This window comes from Leifsonia sp. KNZ13-11D (assembly GCF_056754895.1).
On the sequence record NZ_JBPGWU010000001.1, the window covers coordinates 653398 to 675175 of the forward strand.

General features: G+C 70.5%; 16 protein-coding genes. 7 read left to right on the forward strand and 9 right to left on the reverse strand.

Translation table 11 applies throughout. The features are described from left to right. Positions 1–17 precede the first annotated feature (17 nt). Both ACR9Y5_RS03300 and pip read left to right on the forward strand, forming a co-directional pair. Positions 18–719 carry a GOLPH3/VPS74 family protein gene (locus tag ACR9Y5_RS03300; RefSeq protein ID WP_481296630.1) on the forward strand — a complete coding sequence of 234 codons (702 nt, stop codon included), beginning with the start codon at positions 18–20 and terminating at the stop codon, positions 717–719. A gap of 26 nt (positions 720–745) precedes the next feature. Then, the gene (pip, locus tag ACR9Y5_RS03305) at positions 746–1765 is read left to right on the forward strand and encodes a prolyl aminopeptidase (protein ID WP_481296631.1); all 1020 of its coding nucleotides are present in this window, start codon (positions 746–748) and stop codon (positions 1763–1765) included. Here pip and ACR9Y5_RS03310 read toward each other — a convergent pair. After that, positions 1754–2176 carry an FAD synthase family protein gene (locus ACR9Y5_RS03310; protein ID WP_481296632.1) on the reverse strand — a complete coding sequence of 141 codons (423 nt, stop codon included), beginning with the start codon at positions 2174–2176 and terminating at the stop codon, positions 1754–1756. The two genes, pip and ACR9Y5_RS03310, sit on opposite strands and share 12 nt — an antisense overlap. A gap of 231 nt (positions 2177–2407) precedes the next feature. On the opposite strand from ACR9Y5_RS03310, the gene ACR9Y5_RS03315 reads away from it, so the two are divergent. From ACR9Y5_RS03315 to ACR9Y5_RS03325, 3 genes are all read left to right on the forward strand, one after another. Then, the gene (locus ACR9Y5_RS03315) at positions 2408–3157 is read left to right on the forward strand and encodes a CDP-alcohol phosphatidyltransferase family protein (RefSeq protein WP_481296633.1); all 750 of its coding nucleotides are present in this window, start codon (positions 2408–2410) and stop codon (positions 3155–3157) included. Next, positions 3157–3843, forward strand: coding sequence for a hypothetical protein (locus ACR9Y5_RS03320; RefSeq protein WP_481296634.1), 687 nt, complete (start codon positions 3157–3159; stop codon positions 3841–3843). The genes ACR9Y5_RS03315 and ACR9Y5_RS03320 overlap by 1 nt, the downstream gene beginning before the upstream one ends. A gap of 150 nt (positions 3844–3993) precedes the next feature. Then, positions 3994–8748, forward strand: a complete 4755-nt coding sequence (locus ACR9Y5_RS03325; protein WP_481296635.1) for a PKD domain-containing protein — start codon at positions 3994–3996, stop codon at positions 8746–8748. Here ACR9Y5_RS03325 and ACR9Y5_RS03330 read toward each other — a convergent pair. Beyond that, on the reverse strand, positions 8742–9689 hold the full coding sequence (locus ACR9Y5_RS03330; protein ID WP_481296636.1) for a glycosyltransferase family 2 protein: 948 nt from the start codon (positions 9687–9689) through the stop codon (positions 8742–8744). The genes ACR9Y5_RS03325 and ACR9Y5_RS03330 overlap by 7 nt on opposite strands. A 1-nt stretch (position 9690) precedes the next feature. Here ACR9Y5_RS03330 and ACR9Y5_RS03335 point away from each other — a divergent pair, with 1 nt between their 5' ends. Continuing rightward, the gene (locus ACR9Y5_RS03335; RefSeq protein WP_481296637.1) at positions 9691–10635 is read left to right on the forward strand and encodes a glycosyltransferase family 2 protein; all 945 of its coding nucleotides are present in this window, start codon (positions 9691–9693) and stop codon (positions 10633–10635) included. A 15-nt stretch (positions 10636–10650) separates the two neighbouring features. On the opposite strand, the gene ACR9Y5_RS03340 is transcribed toward ACR9Y5_RS03335, so the two are convergent. From ACR9Y5_RS03340 to ACR9Y5_RS03365, 6 genes are all read right to left on the reverse strand, one after another. Beyond that, positions 10651–11685, reverse strand: coding sequence for a glycosyltransferase family protein (locus tag ACR9Y5_RS03340; protein WP_481296638.1), 1035 nt, complete (start codon positions 11683–11685; stop codon positions 10651–10653). After that, the gene (locus tag ACR9Y5_RS03345; protein WP_481296639.1) at positions 11682–12983 is read right to left on the reverse strand and encodes a hypothetical protein; all 1302 of its coding nucleotides are present in this window, start codon (positions 12981–12983) and stop codon (positions 11682–11684) included. Before ACR9Y5_RS03345 ends, ACR9Y5_RS03340 begins: the two co-directional genes overlap by 4 nt. A 54-nt stretch (positions 12984–13037) precedes the next feature. After that, entirely contained in the window at positions 13038–14399 is a 1362-nt protein-coding gene (locus ACR9Y5_RS03350) for an oligosaccharide flippase family protein (RefSeq protein ID WP_481296640.1), read from the reverse strand. After that, complete coding sequence (locus tag ACR9Y5_RS03355) at positions 14396–15502, reverse strand: glycosyltransferase family 4 protein (RefSeq protein WP_481296641.1); 1107 nt, start codon at positions 15500–15502, stop codon at positions 14396–14398. Before ACR9Y5_RS03355 ends, ACR9Y5_RS03350 begins: the two co-directional genes overlap by 4 nt. Before the next feature lies 1 nt (position 15503). Further along, on the reverse strand, positions 15504–17054 hold the full coding sequence (locus ACR9Y5_RS03360) for a tyrosine-protein kinase domain-containing protein (RefSeq protein ID WP_481296642.1): 1551 nt from the start codon (positions 17052–17054) through the stop codon (positions 15504–15506). A 108-nt stretch (positions 17055–17162) separates the two neighbouring features. Next, a complete protein-coding gene (locus tag ACR9Y5_RS03365; RefSeq protein ID WP_481296643.1) occupies positions 17163–18299 on the reverse strand; it encodes a glycosyltransferase in 1137 nt (378 codons plus the stop codon). 114 nt (positions 18300–18413) lie between these two features. Between ACR9Y5_RS03365 and ACR9Y5_RS03370 the strand changes: the two genes are divergently transcribed. Then, positions 18414–19016, forward strand: coding sequence for an arsenate reductase/protein-tyrosine-phosphatase family protein (locus ACR9Y5_RS03370; protein WP_481296644.1), 603 nt, complete (start codon positions 18414–18416; stop codon positions 19014–19016). An 81-nt stretch (positions 19017–19097) separates the two neighbouring features. On the opposite strand, the gene ACR9Y5_RS03375 is transcribed toward ACR9Y5_RS03370, so the two are convergent. Continuing rightward, complete coding sequence (locus ACR9Y5_RS03375; RefSeq protein ID WP_481296645.1) at positions 19098–21746, reverse strand: right-handed parallel beta-helix repeat-containing protein; 2649 nt, start codon at positions 21744–21746, stop codon at positions 19098–19100. Between the last annotated feature and the right edge of the window lie 32 nt (positions 21747–21778).

Consider the following 21778-nt stretch of genomic DNA (forward strand, 5'->3'; position numbering starts at 1 on the left):
ACTGCGTCTTAAGGGGTATGGCGCCTTTCACGTCGACGGTCCCCGAGGGGCTCGCGCTGCTCCTGCTGCGCGACTCGGACGGCCGGCGCGCCGTCGAGGCGGCCACGTTCGACGCGGTGCTCGCCGCGGGTGTGCTCGCCGAGCTGGCGGTACGGGGCGCAGTCCGGCTCGACGGGAGCGGCCGCCTGGTCGCCGACGTCGCGGGAGGCGGGGCGGCCGCAAGCCCCGGGGCCGTCCTCGCCGCACCCGGCCCGATCGATCCGCTGCTGTCGCGAGCCCTGGACGCTCTCGCCGCATCCGCTGCGCCGCAGACCGACGAGTGGTGGGTCGCCCGCCTCGCCCGGCCGTCCCTGTCCGCGGAGGTCCTCGACGCGCTCGTCGGTCGCGGCATTCTGGCCGAGCGCGCCCGGACCATCCTGGGGTTCCCGGTGGCGCCCGCCTATCCCGCGCTCGAGTGCGCCGAGGAGGAGGCGCTCCGCGAAGCGGTGCGGTTCGCGCTGGCCGTCGATCACCACCCGGGCCCGCGGGTGGCCGCGACGATAGCGCTGCTGGATGTGGTGGGGCGTCTGCGCGACGTCGCCGGCTTCATCCCCGACGGCGGTCTGGACCTCCGCTCCGGCCAATGGCCCGCTGCCGCACTCCAGGCGTGGCTGCTCGGCGGCGACCCGGTGGCCGGTGGCGCGCTGCGAACATCCATCGAGCGCGGCGACGCCGGCTGAACCGTGCCGGGCACTAGCCTGGCGGAATGCGCACCCTCTACCCGGAGCTCGAGCCGTACGACAGCGGGATGCTGGAGGTCGGCGACGACCAGCAGCTCTACTGGGAGGTGAGCGGCAACCCGGAGGGCAAGCCGGTCGTCTTCCTGCACGGCGGCCCCGGCGGTGCGACGACGCCCGCGCACCGACGGCTGTTCGATCCGGAGCTGTACCGGATCGTCCTGTTCGACCAGCGGATGTGCGGGCGCAGCCTCCCGCACGCCAGCGCCCCGGACGCGGATCTCGCGGTGAACACCACCTGGCACCTCGTGGAGGACATCGAGCGGCTGCGCGAGCACCTGGGCGTGGACCGCTGGCAGGTCTTCGGCGGCTCGTGGGGGAGCACACTGGCCCTCGCGTACGCCGAGACGCACCCCGACCGCGTGACGGAGCTCGTACTGCGCGGCATCTTCACCCTGCGTGCCCAGGAGCTGGACTGGTTCTACGAGGGCGGTGCGGCAGCCCTGTTCCCGGATCTGTGGGAGGGTTTCGTCGAGCCCGTCCCTCCGGCCGAGCGGTCGCACCTGATGCGCGCCTACCAGCGCCTGCTCTCCGACCCGGACCCGGCGGTGCACCGGCCCGCCGCGGTGGCATGGTCGCGCTGGGAGTCGTCGACGATCACCCTGCTGCCGCGTCCGGAACTCGTGGAGTCTTTCACAGAGCCCGCCTACGCCGTCGCCTTCGCGCGCATCGAGAACCACTTCTTCGTGAACGGCGGGTGGTTCGAGGAGGGCCAGCTGATCCGGGATGCGCCGAAGCTCGCGGGCATCCCCACCGTGATCGTGCAGGGCCGCTACGACGTCTGCACGCCCCCGATGACCGCATGGGACCTCCACCGGGCGCTGCCGGAGGCGGACCTGCACATGATCCCGGATGCCGGGCACGCGTTCGATGAGCCGGGCATCCTCGATGCGCTGATCGAGGCGACCGATCGTTTCGCGGGGACGCGCGAGCGCGACCCGGAGAGCGAAGCGGCGGCGGAAGAGGAGCCGGCCGGCTCAGCCGGCTAGCGCCGCCAGCGCCTGCCGCAGCTGCGTCGACGACGTGGTCATCGTGTACGGGAAGTAGACGACTTCGACGCCGACCGCGGCGAACTCGCGCTCGAGCCGCAGGCCCTTCTCGGTGCCGCGCCAGTCGTCGCCCTTGAAGAACACGTCGAACCGCAGCTCGCGCCAGGTGTCGAGTTTGTCGGGGACGGTCTCGGCGACCGCCTCGTCGACGTACTCGATGCTGCGCACGATCTCGAGCCGCTCCGCCAGGGGGATCACGGGGCTGACGCCCTTGGTGAGCTCGAGCATCTCGTCGGAGACGACGCCCGCGATCAGGTGGTCGCACTGGCTCTTGGCGTGCTTCAGGATGTTCAGATGTCCGATGTGGAACAGGTCGAACGCCCCTGCGGCGTAGCCGATGCGTCGGGTCACGGGCTTCCCCCTCGGTTAGTTTGAGATTTCCTCACCTATGTTGGCATGAATAGTGAAGATTTGTCAGCATCTTGTTCTGGGGGTGGACTGGACGGGTGCTTGTCACCCGAATGGGGATGGCGGTTTGTGAGACTTTCTCAATTAGACTGCAGGCACGGCCCGACCGCCGTGAAGACGTCCCACTGACCCGGGTGGGGTGCGCTCGTCGTCGGGTCGTGGAGGGGTGGTCCCATGACGACGCAGGAAGGCGCAGCGCAGTCGTATCGCGCGGTCGTGCGCAGCCTCGCTGGCGCACAGAAGCAGTCGCTGCCGGGTTCGCCTCCCTACTCCGTCTACGTGAACCGCCGTGCCGGCCGCCTCATCGCGGCATGGGCCTACCGGGCGGGACTCACCCCGAATGCCGTGACGGCGATCTCCGCCGCACTCACCTTCTCCGGCATCCTCGTGGTCGCGCTCGTGCCGACCGCCCCCTGGACCGGCCTGCTCGTCTGGGTGCTCCTCGCGCTCGGGTACGCGTTCGACTCCGCCGACGGTCAGGTCGCCCGTCTGCGGGGTGGCGGGTCCGCCGCGGGGGAGTGGCTCGACCATGTGGTCGACAGCGGCAAGATCTCGGCTCTGCACCTCGCGGTGGCGGTCGCCATGTTCCGCTTCTTCGATCTGCCGTCGGCCGCCTGGTTGCTGCTCCCCCTTCTTTACGCGATCGTCGCGAACGTGACGTTCTTCGGGATGATCCTCAACGACCTCCTGCGCGCGGCGCGCGGCGGCTCGACCGAACGGGCCGGAGGCTCGCGGTCGGCGCTCAAGACCCTCCTGCTGGTGCCGACGGACTACGGCGTGCTCTGCCTGGTCTTCCTCGTCCTGGGGTGGCCCCTGCTCTTCACCATCGTCTATGGCCTGTTCTTCGTGGCCAACCTCGGCGCACTGACCATCGCACTGCCTCGCTGGTTCGGTCAGATGCGCGCACTCGGAAGGAAGTCCTGATGTCCGCTGAGAACACGCCCGAGCCGAACGGACGACGTCGTCCGTGGTGGCTCTGGATCGCCGGCGCCGCTGCGCTCGTCCTCCTCGTCGGCGGCGTCTGGTGGGGGGTCGCGGCCGGTTCCGCGTCGCAGACCTCGGCCGACGGCCCGGCCACGGCTCAGCCGTCCACGTCCGCATCGGCAGGTCCGAAGACGGCGGCTCCGGATGCATCCACCCCGGCGCCATCCGCTCCCGGCGAGAAGCCGACGCCGACGACGGTGCCCGGCGCGGCCGGTGCGGACCTCCCCCAGCGGGAACCGGTGGCTTTGAACTCGAAGACCACCGTCGACAAGGGCGTCACGGTGACGATGTCGGATCTCGAGTCCGTGAAGGGCGAGGCGCAGGGCGTCGGCGAGGTGGCCGGTCCGGCCATACGCTTCACGCTCGACTTCGCCAACGCCGGCGACGCCGCATACCCGACCCCGCAGATCGTCGTGAACACCTACTACGGACAGGACAACACCCCGTCGTCGCCGCTGAGCGGCCCGGGGGTGACCGCGCTGCCCGCCAGCATCCCGGCGCACTCGAACGCGTCGGCGACCTATGTCTTCACCGTGCCGGAGGACCAGCGTGGGTCCGTCGTCATCACGGTGGACTATCAGGCGGGCTCGCCCGCCATCGCCTTCCAAGGCGCCGCCCCGAAGTGAGTCCCACGTCCCCCCAGTACGGGGGACCGGCCCTCGTTTCACCCAATAACTGAGCTAAGCTCAGCGTCAAATTAACTGAGAATTAGTCGACAAAGCCCCGTCAGTACCCCGAACCGACGATTCTCCTCAACCCGAACACAGGATGAAACCGTGACTGCATCGCACGAACCTCCCGCCGACGGCGGGACACCCCAGGAGATGGCGGGTCAGCAACGTCGGAGCCACAGGCGCCGACGTGCCGCGATCGGCATCGTCGCTGCAGCCGCAGCGATCCTCGCGTCTCTCGTCGTCGTCCAGCCCGCCGTGGCCGACACGGCCCCGCCTCCCGGTGATCCCGCCACCGTGAGCGCCGACCCGCTGCCCACCGTGCAGATGGACGGCGTCGCATGGGCGGAGCAGGTCGTCGGCAACACCGTCTACGTCGGCGGTCAGTTCTCGAACGCCAGGCCTGCCGGCGCCGCCGCCGGCACCAACCAGACGCCGCGCGCGAACATGCTCGCGTTCGACCTCACCACCGGCGCACTGAACACCACGTTCAACCCGAGCCCGAACGGGCAGGTCAAGGCGCTGGCGGTCTCGCCGGACGGAACCCGGCTGTACGTCGGAGGCAGTTTCACCACGATCGGGGGCGCGACCCGCTACCGCCTCGCGGCGTTCAACACCGCGACCGGCGCGCTCATCACGAGTTTCGTGCCCGTTCTGAACGCGAGCGTGGCCGGCATCGTCGCGACCAACACGACGGTCTACGCTGTCGGTGGATTCAGCTCGGCCGGCAACCAGGCGCGAACGTACGCCGCCGCCTTCTCGGCGAGCAACGGGGCACTGCTGCCCTGGGCGCCGACGATCGCGGGCGGCACTGCGCAGCACCTCGCCATCTCGCCGGACGGTTCCAAGATCGTCCTCGGCGGCAACTTCACGTCCGTCAACGGGTCGTCGAACCCCGGCTACGGCCTCGCCGCCGTCACCCCCGACACCGCGACCCTGTTGCCCTGGAACGTGAACAGCCTCATCCGGAACGGCGGGACGCAGGCGGCGATCGAAGCTCTGCACGCCGACGCGTCGGGCCTGTACGGTTCCGGCTACGTGTTCGGCTCCGGCGGAAACCTCGAGGGCTCGTTCCGGGCCGACTGGACGAACGGCGACCTCGTCTGGGTCGAGGACTGCCACGGCGACACCTATGACATCACGGTGCTCCAGGGCGTCGAGTACGCGGTCGGCCACCCGCACTACTGCGGTAACATCGGCGGCTTCCCGCAGACCAGCCCCGACTGGACCTTCCACCGGGCGCTGGCGTTCACCACGGACGTGCGCGGCACGATCACGAACGACCCGTACGGCTACTACAACTTCGCGGGCAACCCGCGTCCGGACCTCCTGAACTGGTACCCCGACGTCAACACCGGCACCTTCACCGGCCAGAGTCAGGGGCCCTGGAGCAACGAGTCCTCGGGCAACTACCTCATCCTCGGCGGCGAGTTCACGCGCGTGCAGGGCAAGGCCCAACAGGGCCTCGTCCGGTTCGCCATGCCATCCGTGGCGCCTCTGAAGATCGGCCCCCAGATCCCCGCATCCTCGTACAGCCCCAACGTCATCTCCCTCACCGAAGGAACGGCGCGGATCAGCTGGAAGACGAACTGGGATCCGGACAACGAGACCCTGACCTACGATGTGATCCGCGGCCAGGCGACCGGCCACCCGATCTACACGACCCAGGTCACGACGCCGTTCTGGCAACCCAAATCCCTCACGTTCACCGATACCGGGCAGGTGCCGGGCTCGACGCAGACATACCGGATCAGAGCCACGGACCCCAACGGCAACTCCGTCCTCGGCCCGTCGGTCTCCGTGACCATCGCCAGCTCCGGATCGATGACTCCGTATGCATCCAGCGTGCTGAACGCGAGCCCCGAGTACTACTGGCCGCTGAACGAGAGCTCCGGCAGCAACGCCTACGACTGGGCGAACGGGAACGACGCAACGCTCAACCCGGGTGTCACGCGTTCGGGAACGGGACCGCTGAACCCCGACAGCACGACGGCAGCCAGCTTCGATGGCGCAAGTGACGGGTTCTTCCCGTCGCCCACCAACGAAGACGGTCCGAACACGTTCACGGCACAGGCGTGGATCAAGACGACCACGACCCGCGGCGGCAAGATCCTCGGCTTCGGCAACCAGGCGACCGGCGACTCCGGCAGCTACGACCGTCACGTCTACATGGCCAACAACGGCCAGGTCTACTTCGGTGTCTACCCGGGCGGCGTGCAGACGCTGAACACCCCGATGGCGCTGAACGACGGTCAGTGGCACCAGATCACGGCCACGCTCGGCAGCGGAGGCATGGTGCTCTATGTCGACGGCAAGCGCGTCGCATCCCGCACCGATGTCACAACCGGACAGGGCTACAACGGCTACTGGCGTGTCGGTGGCGACAACCTGAACGGCTGGCCGAGCCAGCCGGCGAGCAACTACTTCGGTGGTTCGATCGCCCAGGTGGCCATCTACCCGACGGTGCTGAGCCGCACCCAGGTGTCCTCCATGTACCAGGCGGCCGGATACAGCCTCAACACCCCGTCGGCGCCCGCGGACGCCTACGGTGCAGCCGTGTACCAGAGCGACCCCGACCTGTACTGGCGTCTGGCTGACACCGGTACGACGGCGGCCGACTCCTCCCCGTACGGCCAGACCGGCAACTACCAGGGTGGCTACACCCACGGTCAGACCGGAGCGCTCAGTGGTGTCGCGAACGCCGCAACGGCGTTCAACGGCAGTTCGGGCGTGGTGGTGAGCAGCCAGCAGGTGTCCAACCCGACGACGTACTCGCTGGAGGGATGGTTCAAGACCACCACGACCTCCGGCGGCAAGCTGATCGGGTTCGGCGACCAGCCGAGCGGACTGTCCAACAACTACGACCGGCACGTCTACATGCAGAACGACGGACGCCTCGTGTTCGGAGTGTGGACCGGCCAGACCAACACGATCACGTCGCCGACGCCGCTGAACGACGGCAACTGGCACTACGTGGCCGCGACGCAGGCCTCGGACGGCATGGCGCTGTACGTGGACGGTGTGAAGGTCGGCACCAACCCCCAGACGCAGGCCCAGGGCTACAACGGCTACTGGCGCATCGGCGGGGACAACACCTGGGGATCGAGCAGCCCGTACTTCAACGGAACGCTCGACGAGGTCGCCGTCTACTCGACGGAGCTCTCGGCCTCCACGGTCGCGAACCACTACGCGCTCGGCTCCACCGGAACTCCGGCGAACCAGCCGCCGACGGCGTCGTTCACGGCGTCGACCTCCGGCCTCGCCGTGTCGACGGACGCCTCGGCGTCGGCCGACCCGGACGGCACGATCACCGGATACTCCTGGAACTGGGGCGACGGCTCGACGGGGACCGGCGCCACCGCGACGCACACCTACGGCACGGCGGGTACCTACACGGTCACGTTGACGGTCACCGACAACGCGTCCGCCACGGGGACCACGAGCCAGCAGGTGACGGTGGCACCCGTGCCGAACCAGCCCCCGACGTCGTCCTTCACGGCGACGACGAGCGGTCTGACGGTGAACACCGACGCGTCGGCGTCCGCGGATCCGGACGGCACCATCATCGGCTACGCGTGGAACTGGGGTGACGGCTCCACGGGAGCCGGCGTCACGGCCAACCACACCTACGCCGCCGGCGGCACCTACACGGTGACGCTGACGACGACCGACAACAGCAATGCGACGACCAGCTCGACCAAGCAGGTCACGGTCGCCGCGCCCAACCAGCCTCCGACGGCGGCGTTCACGTCGTCCTCGACCGGGCTGGCGCTGAGTGTGGACGGCTCGACCTCGAGCGACCCGGACGGCACGATCGGCTCGTACGCGTGGAACTTCGGTGACGGAGGGACCGCGAGCGGGGCGACCGCATCGCACACCTACGCGAGCGCCGGCACCTACACGGTCACGTTGACCGTCACCGACAACCAGTCGGCGACGGGCACCACGACCAAGCAGGTGACGGTCGCGGCGGCGAACCAGCCTCCGACGGCGGCGTTCACGTCGTCCTCGACCGGGCTGGCGCTGAGTGTGGACGGCTCGACCTCGAGCGACCCGGACGGCACGATCGGCTCGTACGCGTGGAACTTCGGTGACGGAGGGACCGCGAGCGGGGCGACCGCATCGCACACCTACGCGAGCGCCGGCACCTACACGGTCACGTTGACCGTCACCGACAACCAGTCGGCGACGGGCACCACGACCAAGCAGGTGACGGTCACCTCGGGCACCGCGACCGTGCTGGGAGCCGACGCGTTCGGCAGGACGGTGGCGAACGGCTGGGGGACCGCCGACACCGGCGGCGCCTGGACCCTCACCGGGACGGCGGCGAACTTCTCCGTCGGCAACGGGGCCGGATCCATCGCGGTACCGGTCGGCATGACGCGCACCACCCGCCTGGGTTCCGTCTCGTCCGCGGCGAGCGACGTGCAGGCGTCGTTCACCGTCGACAAGGCGGCGACCGGCGGCGGCCAGTACGTCGGGCTCATCGGCCGGCAGGTCGGGAGCACCGCGTTCTACGGCCGGGCCTGGATCAAGGCCGGAGGCGCCGTGCAGCTCCAGATCCTGGAGGGCGGTACGACGCTGAAGGCGCTGAACATCGCCGGACTCACCTGGACGCCGGGCATGGTGCTCAACGTCCGGATGACGACGGTGGGTGACGGCACGACCACGACGCTGAATGCCAAGGTGTGGAACGCCGCACAGGCCGAGCCGGCCGCCTGGCAGGCGACGGCGACGAGCACCACGGCCGCCATGCAGGCCGCGGGCAGCGTCGGCACCGTCGCGTACGTCTCCGCCTCGGCGACGGATGCGACGACCACGGTGGGCGTCGACAACTTCAGCGCGAAGACCGCTCAGTAGTCGGGGTCATCGGGATGGCGGGGAGTCCGGGACAGGCGAAGGCCGTCTCGAACCCCCCGCCATCCCGCACGTATGGCCGCGGTCGAGGTGAGGAACTGCCGCCTGCCGCCCTGCAGCAGGATCTCCCACGCGACGGGGAGTGTGGCACGGCGCCAGGCGCGCACGGTGTCCGCCGGCAGGTTCCTCGTCGCGAACAGCAGCCGGTTGCGGATGTTGTAGTAGTAGTAGGTGCCGGATTTGGCGGTGCCGGAACGCGAGCCGTCGGTTCCCTGGGTCCCACCCTCGTCGTGGACGGCGGTCGCATCCTCGACCAGCGCGAGCGCGCCGCCGGCCCGGGTGACGCGCACCGAGAGGTCGACGTCCTCCCAGTAGAGGAAGTACTCGTCGGCGAACCCGCCGACCGCATCCCACAGCCGTTCCGTCATGAGCAGGCAGGCGCCGCTCAGCCACGGGACCCGCTCGCCGGGCACGGTGCCGCGGCGTGCGGCGGAGCGGATGCGCCCGTCGCGCAGGTAGACGTCGGCTCCGAGAGACCACGGCGATCCGTCGGGGCGGCGGACGACGGGGGAGAGCAGCGTCATGGGCTCGGCGACCGAGCGTGCGACCAGCGTCTCCACGCTGGGCCGCTGGATGGTCGCGTCCGGGTTCAGCAACAGGAACCGCTGGGCGCCGAGCTCGCGGGCGCGCGCGACGCCGGCGTTCATGCCGCCGCCGAAGCCCAGATTCTCCTGCTCCACCACGTCCCAGCCGAGCGGTCCGGCAAGCGCACGCAGCGCCGTCCGCTCGCTCTCGGTGGAGAAGTTGTCGACGACGACGATCGTCGCCTCGGGCACGTCGGCCGCCACCCCCGCGAGGGTGTGCGACAGCAGCGCCGAGGACCCGTAGTTCACCACCACGACCGCCAGGTCGTCCAACTCGCCCGGGAGCCCTGATCCTGTCATGATGACAATCGTGCACCACGTCGTGATCGCTGTGCTCACTTTCCGCAGGCCCGCCGACATCCGGGCTGTCCTCCCGTCGCTCGCGCGCGAGATCGAAAGCGTGAAGGCGCTGCCGTTCGAGGTGCGCATCCAGGTCGTCGACAACGACAAGGAGGCGAGCGCGCGGGAGGCGGTCGCCCAGCTCGCGGACGGCCTCCCGGTGCCGATCGGCTACGCCGTCGAGAGCGTTCCCGGCATCTCCGCGGCGCGGAACCGGGCGCTCGCCGAGTCCCCGGCCGACGACCTCCTCGTCTTCATCGACGACGACGAGCGCCCCGAACCGGGCTGGCTGGGCGCCCTGCTCGGCGTGTGGCGCACGGGCGAGGCGGAGGCGGTGGTCGGGCCGGTCCGGTCGACGTTCGAGCGGCAGCCGGACGCCTGGATCGAGGCCGGCGGGTTCTTCCAGCGCCGCCGCCTGGCGACCGGCGAACGGGTGGACGTGGCGGCCACGAACAACCTGCTGCTCGACCTCGCGTTCGTGCGGCGCCACGGCATCCGCTTCGACCTCGACTTCGGCATCACCGGCGGCGACGACACCATGTTCACCCGCGAGCTCGTCCGTGCCGGCGGCCGCATCGTGTGGTGCGCCGAGGCGATGGTGGTGGATGTCGTGCCCGCGAAGCGCGTCACCCGCCGCTGGGTGATGCTGCGCGCGTTCTCCAGCGGCAACAGCTGGGCGCTCACGTCGCTCAAGCTGGCCCAGTCGCCGGCCGAGCGCCTCCGTACCGTCGCCGGGCTGGTGGTGCGCGGCGCCCTCCGCGCGGCGGGCGGCTGCCTGCGGATCGTCGAGGGCATCCTGCGGGGGTCGCTGGACCGCCGCGCTCGCGGCGCCCGCACCCTGGCCCGCGGGCTCGGGATGCTGACGGGCGCGTTCGGCTACCGGTACCAGGAGTACCGGCGCGGCTGAGCCGGCCGGACGGCGTCAGGCGGGCAGTCCGCGGAGCCGGCGGGCGTGCCGGTACGCCTCCACGTGCTCCTCGCCGACCGTCGTCCATTCCCGGGCGGAGAGGTCCGGGCGGCCGCACGGCGGGTCGGTCCGGAGCTCCTCGAGCGTCCGCTCCAGCGTCTCGGTGGTCAGCGGGCCGCTGTAGCGGCGCACCCACTTCTCGCCCACCTCCTCGCCCAGGGCGCGGTTCACCTCGTTGTCGGGGATGAGCACAGGGCGGTCGAGGGAGAGTGCGGCCAGCGTCCCGCCCGAGTTGTGCATCTCGCGGTAGGGGAGCACCACGAGTTCTGCGGCGGTGGCGATGCCGACGAGCTGCTCGTCGCTGAGGAATTCGAGCTTCAGTTCGATGCGGTCGTCGTCGTGCGACAGCTCCTCGACCTCCGCGGCGAGCTCGGGCGTCGACGGGCGCCCGCCGACCTCGAGCGAGAGGTCGCCGGGGAGCCCGCGGAAGGCCCGGATGAGCGCCTGCACGTTCTTGTAGCGCCGGATGAGCCCGAAGTAGGCGACGCGACCATCCACCCGCTCCTGCCGCGGCTGCTCGCGGAACCAGTCGCGGTAGTGGCCGTGCACGATCGTGATCGAGTCGGCGTCGTCGGGGACGGACGTCTGCGGGTTGAGGGTGATGCGCAAGGTCGTCAGGCGGTCGAAGCAGTGCAGCAGCGCTCGCTCCCGGCGGCTGATCCCGTCGGGCAGCTCCAGGTTGTGCATGGTGCGGACGAGCGGGATGCCGAACAGGTAAAGCCGGACCAGCAGCAGCCAGGAGAGACCCTGCCGCACCAGGGCGCGCAACGGGGTGCGCCCGGTGACCAGGATCTCCGGCCAGTGCACGTGGAACACGTCGTAGCGTCGCAGCAGGGCGTTCCGCCAGCTGAAGTACCGCAGCTCCACTCCCGGCTGAGCGCGGATCGCGTCGGCGAGCATGATGACGTACGGGTTCGTGGTGGGGCGGGGCTGCGGGAAGGACTGCTGGACCACGAACGGCCGGCGGCTCGCGGTGAGTCGTTCGGTCACGAGGGCACCGCCTTCGTATCGTCTCGGCCGCGTTCCAGCAGGGTCATTCCGATGAGGAGCGTCAGCAGGGTCACCGACGAATACCAGGGACCGAAGAACATCGACCAGAGCGTCCTGACCGCCAGATAGATCAGAAGCGCGCTCGCGGTCCTCCGGGCGACGCTGTGGCCCAGCCCGCGCAGCACGTACCAGAGCAGGGCCGCGGCCAGCGCGACCCCCGCCACGCCGTACTTCGCCCACAGGTCGCCGATCATCGAGTGCAGCTCGAAGCCCGTGCCGAACATGAAGTTGTCGACGTAGCCGTTGTTCGGGTCGTAGTTGATGGCGAGCATCCCCTGCTTGGCGACGAGCACTTGGCTGGGCGAGGCGTAGGTGCCGGAGCCGAAGCCGAAGGGGTAGTGCTGCATGAGCGAGGCCGTGGCTGCGAGCTCCGGCCTGCCGCCGAGGATGAGCGAACCGGAGGTGTCGATCTGCGCGATCGTCCGCTGCTGCGTCGCCTCGCCGAGCGCGCCGTCGACGATGAGCGACTGCCCCACGTTGTACGCGATCCCGGAGACCAGCAGCAGACCGAGCAGCACACGCGTCGTCGAGGCGCGTCTCGTGCGGGATGTCGGCCGCAGTTGCCAGAGGACCAGCACGCCCGTCAGCAGGAGGATGGCGAAGCCGCTCCGGGCGTCGCTCACCATCGACAGCGCCGCGAGCGCCACCACGATGACGAGCTCGAGCACCCGGCTCCTGCGGATCATGGCGATGCTCAGGGCGATCACGGTGACCGGCACGGCGAACACGAACTTCCAGGGGTTGCCTCCGGCGAGGATGCCGTGCGGGTCGATGCCGACCAGCAGGCCGATCCCGAAGAACAGTCCGACGCTCCACAGCGGGAGCAGGGTGCGCGCCCAGAGCACGACCCCGATCGCCATCATGGTCCCCACCAGCACGAGGGTGTTCTGCAGGGCGAGGCCGTTGCCGGTCTGCGCGGTCCCGCGGGCGAGCCCGGTGAGAAGGTAGCCGTTCACGGCGGCGGCTCCGCCGAGCACCATCAGGAGGATGCCGCCGCGGTAGCGGGGCAGAACGGAGATCCAGACGGGGAGCAGCAGCAGGGCGACGACGTACCCGACCGTGAGTCCCTGGGGGAGTTGGATGCGGGCGCCGATGACGACGAGGGAGAGCGCGGCGACGATGCGGGCGACCGTCTGCATCGCCGTGGGACGCACGTCCGCCACGCTGCCCGGCAGCGGGGAGCGGTCACTCCTGGACGCTGCCGTGAAGCGGAGCGGCGAGGGGTCGGCCACGGCCATCTGCGCATCCTTTCGGCTGATTATGAGATTGTCTCATGAACCGCGAGGCCGGCCCTAGTCCCCCATAGGGGTCAGAGTCGGCTCCTGCGCGGCCGCCTCGCGCGCGGCTGCGCGGCGCCGGGCGAGATCCCGCCGCACGTACCAGAGGTTCGGGATGACCTGGCACAGCAGCACCGCGACCGTCGAGCCGATGATCGGCCCGCCCGCGCCCAGCGTCAGGGTGAGCCACCACGACAGCCCGAGGTTGATCGGCACCATGATGACGATCGGCAGCACCTGGAAGGTGAGCCCGCGCTGATCGGTCATGTACATACCGATCGGGTACTTCGCCGCCTGCACGGCCACGAAGGCGATGTAACCGCCCACCAGCCAGCCGTCCAGCTGCAGCTTGCCGTCCGACACGAAGGCCGCCACCCACGGGAGCAGCGCCGCCAGAACGAGCGCCGTCGCGAGCCCGCCGCCGGCGAACGCCAGCGTCGCTCGCCACGGCGTCTCCACCCGGTCGGCCGAGCGTGCCCGGGCGAAGACCGGCCACAGCGCCACACCCGCCGCCGCGATCGTCTGCAGGATCAGGCCGAACAGCTGCGTCGCCAGGTTGTACTGGGCGAGTTCGGTCCCCGTCGTCAGGTGGCTGAGCAGCAGGCGGTCGGTCTGCATGGCGATCGGCAGCGCGAGCATCTGCGCCAGCATCGGCCAGGCCAGGCCGAAAGCCGCGACGTTGCGCACACGACGTACGCGGGGGACATCCCGGATCGCCTTGCCGACCTGCGGCTTCATCAGCCGCGCGGCGAAGAGCAGGCACAGCACCGAGACGAGCCCGGCCGCCACGTACGAGAAGACCGCCAGGTAACTGCCGGCGGGAACGGAGAGGAGCGCCACCAGGCCGACCGAGAGGAACATGAAGGGAGCGACGACGAACTGGGTGGTGACCTGCAGCGTCGTCTTCTCGAGCCCGACGAGGATGCGCTGACCGACCGTCAGCGGCAGCGCGAGGCCGAAGACGGCCAGACAGAGGAACGCGGCCAGGTCGCCGGACCCGGGCGTCAGACCCGCGCCAAGGAGCGTCGGCCACGCGCCGAGCAGTGTGATGCCGAGGGCGATCAGCAGGATGACGGTCCCCGCCCCCATGAGGATGCGGAGCGCGGTCGTGATCGCGCGGCGCACGTACGGGTCCGTCCGCGGGTCGCCCGAGCCGGCGATGGCGTTGATGACGACGGCGGCCATCCCGAGATCGGCGAAGGGCAGCAGCGTCGACAGCGTCGAGAGCAGCCCGTACTGCGCGTAGGCGTCGGTGCCGAAGTGGGAGATGATCAGGCGGCTCGTGAAGATGCCCAGGATGCCGGAGGCGCCCATGACGAGCACCTTGATCAGAGCGGTGGAGGAGACGGCGCGGAGTGCGCCCCTGCGCCCGGTCACCGGGCTGCGACGCTCTCGTCGGGCGCCGGGACGCGGCCGGACAACCAGTCGTCGGCCGCCCGGCGTCCGTCCGTCGACGGCAGCGCCGCCAGGAGTTCGGACGGGGAGCGCCGGTCGTCCAGCGCGTTCGTCAGGGCGTAGGCGAGCTCGTCGGCGTCCGCGTCCGCCGGCAGGACGAAGTGCCCCGTGCGGCTGAGCCAGTCGGCGAGCCCGGTCTCGGCGGTCGTGACGATGACGCAGCCTGCGGCCAGCCCCTCGACGATGGGCAGGCCGACCTGCTCGCGCCACCGCGGCCGGCGTTGCGACGGCAGGACGAGGACCTTCGCGTCCGCCAGGCGGCGGGCGATCTCGTCCCGAGGCGGGTCCACCCGGAGGGTGATGGACGGGTCCGCTCCGGCGGCGTCGCGCGCGGCGTTCTCGAGCGGCCCCTTCCCGAGCAGCAGCAGTCGCGCCTGCGGACGGCGCAGCCCGACCAGCGGCCAGGATGCGAGGACCAGCGGCAGTCCCTTGCGTTCGTCGAAGGCTCCGAGGAAGACGACCTGCTGCGCACGGTCGTGCAGCGGGACGTCCGAGGCCGGTGAGGGGAGTGCCGGGATGGTGATCGTGGCCGCTCGGGGTCGCCCGAGCATCCCTTCGTAGAGGGCCCGCGAGCTCTCCGTGCCGAACGCCAGTCGATCGAGCCGCGCGTGGACGTAGCGCGCGAGCCTCATCCTCGCCCACCATCCCGCTCGGCCCTTCAGCGATGCGGGCGCCGGCGGCCGGAGGTTCTCGATCGCGTAGCTGACCACCTGGGTGCGGCGCCTGCGCAGCATCCCGGATATGCGGACCGCGGCGATGGCCAGCGCGGAACGCGCGGCGGCGGAGAGCATGAGCGGCTCGTTGACTTCGAGGACGTCGACGTCCGACCGTGCCAGCAGGAGGGCGGCGCGGGCGTCGCCCGCGCGCACGATGTCCAGCCCGGCCTCGAGGCGGGGGTCGTAGTCGTACCGTCGGTCGCGGTAGAGGATGCTCGCGGGCGCGTACTCGTGCGCCCGCTCCAGGTGGGCGGTGCGGACGATGTCGTAGAGGCGGACCGACCGGTGCTGCAGCCTGCGTGCGCCCATGTCACTCGCGTCCGGAGCTGACCGCGTCCTGTCGGTCCTCGCTGCGCCGGCGCTCGAACAGCGAGGTGATGGAACCGCCGGCCGCGGCTTCCGGCGCCGTGGACTCGGCCAGGTCGTCGGTGGGAACGGGGTCCGGCAGGGTCTTCTTCACGCCGGTCGCCGGAGAGTTCGTGATTCGGCGGTAGGGCAGTGCGGGCCGTCGCGCCGGCGCGGCGGACGCCACATAGCCGCGGTACGGGTTGCGCGGCGCCGGCGGCATGAAGTTGAGCACAGCGCCCTGGATCGGCGCGTTGACCCCCTGAAGCGCCTCGAGCGCGAGCCGCAGGTCGTGCCGGCTGGTGGAGTTGTGGTGCACGGTGACGAGGGCGCCGTCCGTCAGGCGGGCGAGAGGAAGCGTGTCGGTCACGGCGAGCAGCGGGACGGAGTCGAAGACGACGAAGTCGTATTTCTCGGACATCGTCTGCACGAGGTCCGCGAAGGATGCGGAGCTCAGCAGCTGGCCCGGGTTCGGCGGGATGGCGCCGGAGGCGAGGACGTCCAGGTTGGGCACACCCCACTGCTGGACGGCGTCTTCGAGGCTCGAGCGGCCGACCAGCACGGTCGTCAGCCCCACCGAGCCCTCGATCTGGCAGTAGCCGGCGATCGACGGGCGGCGCAGATCCGCGTCGACGAGGAGCACCCGCTGCTCGCGTTCGGCCATGGCCAGGGCGAGGTTGATGGCGACGGTGCTCTTGCCGTCGTCGACGGACGGCGACGTGACGACCACCACGTGGAGGGGTTTGTCGAGGTCGGCGAACTCGAGGTTCGAGACCAGCCCGCGGTACGCCTCGGCCTCCGCGGATCCCGGAGCCGCCAGGACGGCGAGCGGGTCGGCCCGCCGGCGCCCGCGCGGGATGCGGCCGAGGATCGGGATCTCCGCGATGCGCTGCACGTCGTCCCCGGTGCGGATGCGGGTGTCGAGCAGTTCGCGGAGGATGGCGTAGATCAGTCCGATGACGGCACCGGCGGCGAGGCCGATCACCAGGTCGAGCGTCCGGTTGGGCGAGACGGGCGTCTTCGGCAGGGTCGCCGCGGCGATCACCGAGGCGGAGACCGAGGCCTTCCCGTCCTTGTCCTTCGGAGCGATCTGGGCGATCGCGTTCCCGAGCGACCCGGTCACCGCGGAGGCGATCTTCTGCGCCTGGGCCGGGTCCGTGTCCTCCGCCGAGATGTCGATGATGACCGTGTTCACCGGCGATTCCGCCGTGATCTTGGAGGCGAAGCTCGCGAGCGTTCCCGAGTACTTCAGGTCCTCCATCGCCGGCTGCAGCACGCTCGCCGTGGTGACCAGCGCGGTGTACGACTGCACGACGTTCTGGGCGAACGTTCCGCCCTGGAGCAGCTCGGTGGTGCTGTCGCCTTGGCGGGTGGATATGAAGACGCTGGAGCTGGAACGGTACACGGGCGTCGTCTGCGAGGCGACGAGGAGGCCCAGGGCGCCGCCGACGAGAATGAGGGCGGTGATGGTGATCCAGCGCTTGCGAATGGCGCTGAGATACTGGTGTAGGTCCACGGTCGGTGGTCCCTTCGGTCGGGTAGGTTAAACGCTAAGCCACCGCCATCGATGAGTAAAGCTCAGGTTACACCCCCGAGAGGGGGTCAATCCTCGGCGAGGGTTCGTTCAGCGACCGTCGACGACTGCGGTGACGGCGGCGTCGTAGCCGGCGCGGGAGTGCCGTTCCGCCGCCTCCCGGCTCGCCTCGACCGCCGACTGCCGCGCCGCGGGCCAGTCCGCCGCGATGCGCTCGACCGCATCCGCGATCGCGGTCGCCTCACCCGGAGCGACGAACCAGGCAGAGGCGTACCCGGCGGCGGCCTCACGGAGCCCCGAGGTGTCGGACACGATCAGCGGACGGCGGCTCAGCACCGCCTCGACCGCGGTGTTGCCGAACGGCTCGTCCGCCCGCGAGGGCACGATCGCGATGTCGGCCGCCGCGAGCGCATCCCACACCGCCGGCACGAAGCCGGCGAAGTGCACCCGCCCCGCTACGTCCTCGTGCTGCACCTGCCGATCGAGCTGGTCGCGGAACCACTCGTATCCGGGGAACACGTCCCCGACGACCGCGAGCTCGGACGCGACCCCGCGCCGGGTGAGCTCCGCGACCGCCTCGATGGCCACGTCCACCCCCTTCCGCTCGGACAGCCGTCCGACATAGATCAGCCGGATCGGGCCGTCGAGGCTCGGGCGCGGGTCCGTGGGAGCGGGAGGCGCATCCACCGCGTTCAAGACGACCCGCGTGCGGTCCCGCAGCCTCGGGTACGGCTCGGCGAGCACCTCCGCGCTGAACCGGCTGTTCGCGGCGATCGACTGGGCGAGCAGCAGCGGCGTCGAGAGGGCGCGCTTGGTCAGCGCTCCGGCGGATCCCTCCGCCTCGTGCACGTGGGCCACGGCGCGGCGGCCGGTGAGACGGGCGGCGAGCAGCCACACCGGGATCGTGACCGTGCTGACGTAGACGGTGTCGACGCGGTTGCGCAGGATGGTGCGCATGGCCCGCACCAGAGCGACCGGCAGCTCGAAAGCCAGACGGATCAGGCCGCGGGGCGACAGCATACTCTTGCGCAGCACCGGCGCCGGCACGATCTCGGCGCGCGCACCGCGACTTCGGCACTCCGTGAGCAGCGGTCCGTCCTGGGGCAGCACCACGAGCACGTCGTGATCGTCGCTCAATGCGGAGACTGTCTCCAGCATCACGCGGTCGGAGCCGTACAACTCGGCGCTCGGGTGGGCGATCAGCACGGATCCGCGGCGCGCGCTCATCCGGTCTCCTCACTGAGCCGGGTCCGGGCTCGTCGGGCGCTGCGGTGGTCGGTTCCCTGCAGCGGTCACCGCTAGCATAATGAGAATTCGTCGACGCGAGCGGATCGGAGACCCATGCCCGTCATCCTCCTGGTGTGCACGGCCAACATCTGCCGGTCGCCGCTTGCTGCCGGACTCCTGGACGCCGCCCTCCGTCCTCAGACCGGCTCATCGCTCGCCGTCCTCAGCGCGGGGACCGCGGCCGTGGACGATGCGCCGATCTGTCCCACCTCGATGCGCCAGCTGGAGGCGCGGAACGGCGACCCGTTCGTGGCCGACGCCTCACGGCGCGGCCGGCTCACCGCCGACCTGCTCGGCGACGCCGATCTCGTCCTGACCGCCGATCGCAACCAGCGCTCGGTCATCGCCCAGCTGGCGCCTGCGGCGCGCGCCCGCACGTTCACGCTGCGGGAGGCGGTCCACCTGGCGCGCGCCTGGCCGGCGGCCCGCGAGACGGCAGACCTCGCCGAGCTCGTCCAGGGGCTCAACGGACTGCGCGGGCGCGTGCCGCTGCCCGGAAGCGGCCGGAGCGCGCTGTTCTCATCGCGGCACAGCGGCATCGACATCCACGACGGCCACGGGGCGTCGCCCCGCCACCACGCCGAGACCCTGCAGGAGGTCAGCGCGTTCACCGAGGGGCTCGCCGCCTTCCTGCGGCAGGCCGTCGCGGTCGCGTGACGCGCGGCCGCCGGCGCCGGCTGAACGAGAAGGCCCCTCCCCGCGACGCGGGAAGGGGCCTTCTCGTTCAGCTCGAGGGTCTCACCAGGAGCCGAGGTGCCGCGTGCCCGTGGGCTGGCCGATGAGGGCCGCCACGGCGGCGGGCAGGGGCAAGGCTGTCGAGGCGACCTCGGCCTGACCCGCGCTCGTCAGCGTGAGGGCGGACGAGAGCACTCCGGTGCCGGTCACGGACGTGGAGTTCCTGTCCTGACCGGTGGCTGCGGCGAACGCCTCGGCGGTCGCGTAGCCCTTGGTCGACGTCGCGGTCTGCATCCAGACGATGTCCACCGACGGCTTGCCGGCGACCGTGCGCTGGTAGAGGTTGCCGTTGATCGTCAGATTCATGGCAGCCCCGGACAGCTGGTGCGCCTGGTCCTCGACGGTCAGCTGGGCGATGCCCTTGGCGTCAGCCAGCACGTTGTTCGAGACCGTCACGTTCTGCACGATCCACGAGAACGTGGGGTCCGGCTGCGGACGCTTCGGGTCGTGACCCGGAACGGACAGATCTGTCTCGCGCCGCGAGTCCTGCATGAGGGCGATGTTGCGGCTGTTGCGGACGGAGGTGTTGTTCCAGATCGCGCTGTCCGAGGTGTCGAAGAGCCGGATGCCGTTTCCGCTGTTGTCTCGGGCGACGTTGTCGGCGACGGTCACGTGCGCGGAGAGCTCGGCCTCGAAGCCGTCGCCGCCGTTCGACACGAAGTCGTTGCCGGTGATGGACGCGTCGTAGACCGACTCATCGAGCCAGAGGCCGGTGGTCGCGTTCCGCAGGAACGCGCTGTCGGTGACCGAGATCCCCCGGCTACGGGTGATCTTGAAGCCTCCGGAGACCGGCTCCTGCTTGAAGTGCTCGCTGTTGTTGTCGGCGACCAGCAGGCCGGACGCCTTCAGGCCGTAGGCGCCGTTGGCGCCGGCGCCCAGCATGCCGTTGCGTGCGACCGTCAGGTTGCGCAGCACGTCGTTCGTGCCCCAGGCGTAGACACCGATGGTCGCGTTGTCTACGACCGTCAGGTTCTCGAGGGTCACGTTTTCGACCTGCGCGGTGACGGCGCCCATGTCCTTGGCGGACGGCGCGTACCGCTGGAAGCCGATGCCGCGCACGACGGAGCCGGCGCCCTGCACCCGCAGGGCCTGCTGCAGCGTGCTCACGCGCACCGAGTGGCCGGCCGGGTTCGTGCCCAGCACCAGCTGGTTCGAGCCGTTGTCCACGAAGAACGTGCCGGCCGTGACCTGACTGCGCGAGGCGACCTGCTTCTGCTGCACGCCGTCGACGAAGACCTGGTCCGGGTGAGCGGCCATCGGATACGCCGGGTCGAGGTAACGCGAGGCGTCACTCATACCGCCGCCGAAGGATGGGCTGGCCAGGAAGTCGTACGTGTAACCGCCGGAGACCCACGCGGAGCCGGAGGCGCTCCAGCCGCCCCAGCTCTGGCTGCCGTCGAACCACACGGCTTCGCCGGGGTAGTTCTGGATGGTCAGCTTCTTACCGCTGGGAACGGTGACGGTCTCGTGGTACGAACCGCCGCGGATCACCACGGTCGACCCGCTGGGGGCGCCGTTGACGGCGGCCTGGACGGTCGAGTACGGGTGGGCCGAGGTGCCGTTGCCGCCCGCAGGAGCGGACGACGAGGCGAAGACGGCGTTGGCCGGGACCGGGTAGTTCGCCGTGCCGACGGCCGCCGAACCGACGCTGCCGCGCGAGCCTGCCGACGAGACGCCGTCCTTGGGCGGCTGCACCGGGGAGGTGGGCTGGGTCGGAGCCGGCGCAGTGGGCGCCGGCGGAGCGGGCGCCGGAGCGGCGGGCTGCGTCGGGGCCGGGGTCGGCGTCGGAGTGGTGGGCGACGGAGTCGGCGTGGGGGCCGGCTGCGTGCTTCCCGCATCGGGCGTGGCCGTCAGGTTGTCGACGCGCACGGTTGCAGCGGTCGACGACTGGGACAGATACGACCACACGCCGATTCCGCCGGCGGTCTGGATGCGACGACTGCTCGTGTCGGTGCCGCTCGCCTGCCAGGTGCCCGCCCCGGTGCCTGCGGCGGTGACGCGGGCGCTCAGGGAGACGGAGGACGTGCCCTTGACCGCGAAGTCGAGGGTGTACGGCTTTCCGGCCTCGACGCCTGTCGCGACGACCTTCTCGGCCACGACGTTCGTCGTGTTCGAGGTGGAGCCGTCCACGCGCCGGATGAGCAGCGTGGCGTCATGCGCGGCGTTGAACCGGAGTACCGCTTCGTAACGCGTCCCGCCGGAGCTTCGGGCCTGGAGGGCCGTGGAGACTCCGGAGCCGCGTGACGGCAGCGCAGGGAGCGTGAACGTCGCTGACGTCTGCACGTCGAGTGCGGAGAAGGAACGCAGCGACGAGCTGGCGCTCGTCCCCGGCTTGCTCAGGGTGAAGACGCCCGTTCCGGACGAGACCGTGAGCGCCGGAGCGTTCTGCGAGGTGTAGGCACCGCCGCTTTCTGCGGTGCCCCAGCCGCCGCTGAGGGTGCGGCTGAAGTCGTCCGAGACGACGGTGGGGCCGACGGCCAGAGCCGACGAGAGCCCAGCTGCGACGGGAGCGGCCAGCACTGCGGTCACCGCAATGGCGATCGCGGAGTTCCGCACCGTGCGGTGCTTGTTCGTCTCGGGGGTCGGGGTGGAGGAGGGGATACGGGTAGTGGCGGCGTGCCGCCCATGAGATTTCTGGGTTTTGCGCGTCATATGCGGGGGATTTCCCGCCGTCTCGGGTGGGG

Excerpts from the sequence above, each read along its gene's own strand:
- ACR9Y5_RS03300 (WP_481296630.1), top strand. The coding sequence starts at position 18 with ATGGCGCCTTTCACGTCGACGGTCCCCGAGGGGCTCGCGCTGCTCCTG.
- pip (WP_481296631.1), top strand. The coding sequence starts at position 746 with ATGCGCACCCTCTACCCGGAGCTCGAGCCGTACGACAGCGGGATGCTG.
- ACR9Y5_RS03315 (WP_481296633.1), top strand. The coding sequence starts at position 2,408 with ATGACGACGCAGGAAGGCGCAGCGCAGTCGTATCGCGCGGTCGTGCGC.
- ACR9Y5_RS03320 (WP_481296634.1), top strand. The coding sequence starts at position 3,157 with ATGTCCGCTGAGAACACGCCCGAGCCGAACGGACGACGTCGTCCGTGG.
- ACR9Y5_RS03330 (WP_481296636.1), bottom strand. The coding sequence starts at position 9,689 with ATGACAGGATCAGGGCTCCCGGGCGAGTTGGACGACCTGGCGGTCGTG.
- ACR9Y5_RS03335 (WP_481296637.1), top strand. The coding sequence starts at position 9,691 with ATGACAATCGTGCACCACGTCGTGATCGCTGTGCTCACTTTCCGCAGG.
- ACR9Y5_RS03345 (WP_481296639.1), bottom strand. The coding sequence starts at position 12,983 with ATGGCCGTGGCCGACCCCTCGCCGCTCCGCTTCACGGCAGCGTCCAGG.
- ACR9Y5_RS03355 (WP_481296641.1), bottom strand. The coding sequence starts at position 15,502 with ATGGGCGCACGCAGGCTGCAGCACCGGTCGGTCCGCCTCTACGACATC.
- ACR9Y5_RS03365 (WP_481296643.1), bottom strand. The coding sequence starts at position 18,299 with ATGAGCGCGCGCCGCGGATCCGTGCTGATCGCCCACCCGAGCGCCGAG.
- ACR9Y5_RS03370 (WP_481296644.1), top strand. The coding sequence starts at position 18,414 with ATGCCCGTCATCCTCCTGGTGTGCACGGCCAACATCTGCCGGTCGCCG.
- ACR9Y5_RS03375 (WP_481296645.1), bottom strand. The coding sequence starts at position 21,746 with ATGACGCGCAAAACCCAGAAATCTCATGGGCGGCACGCCGCCACTACC.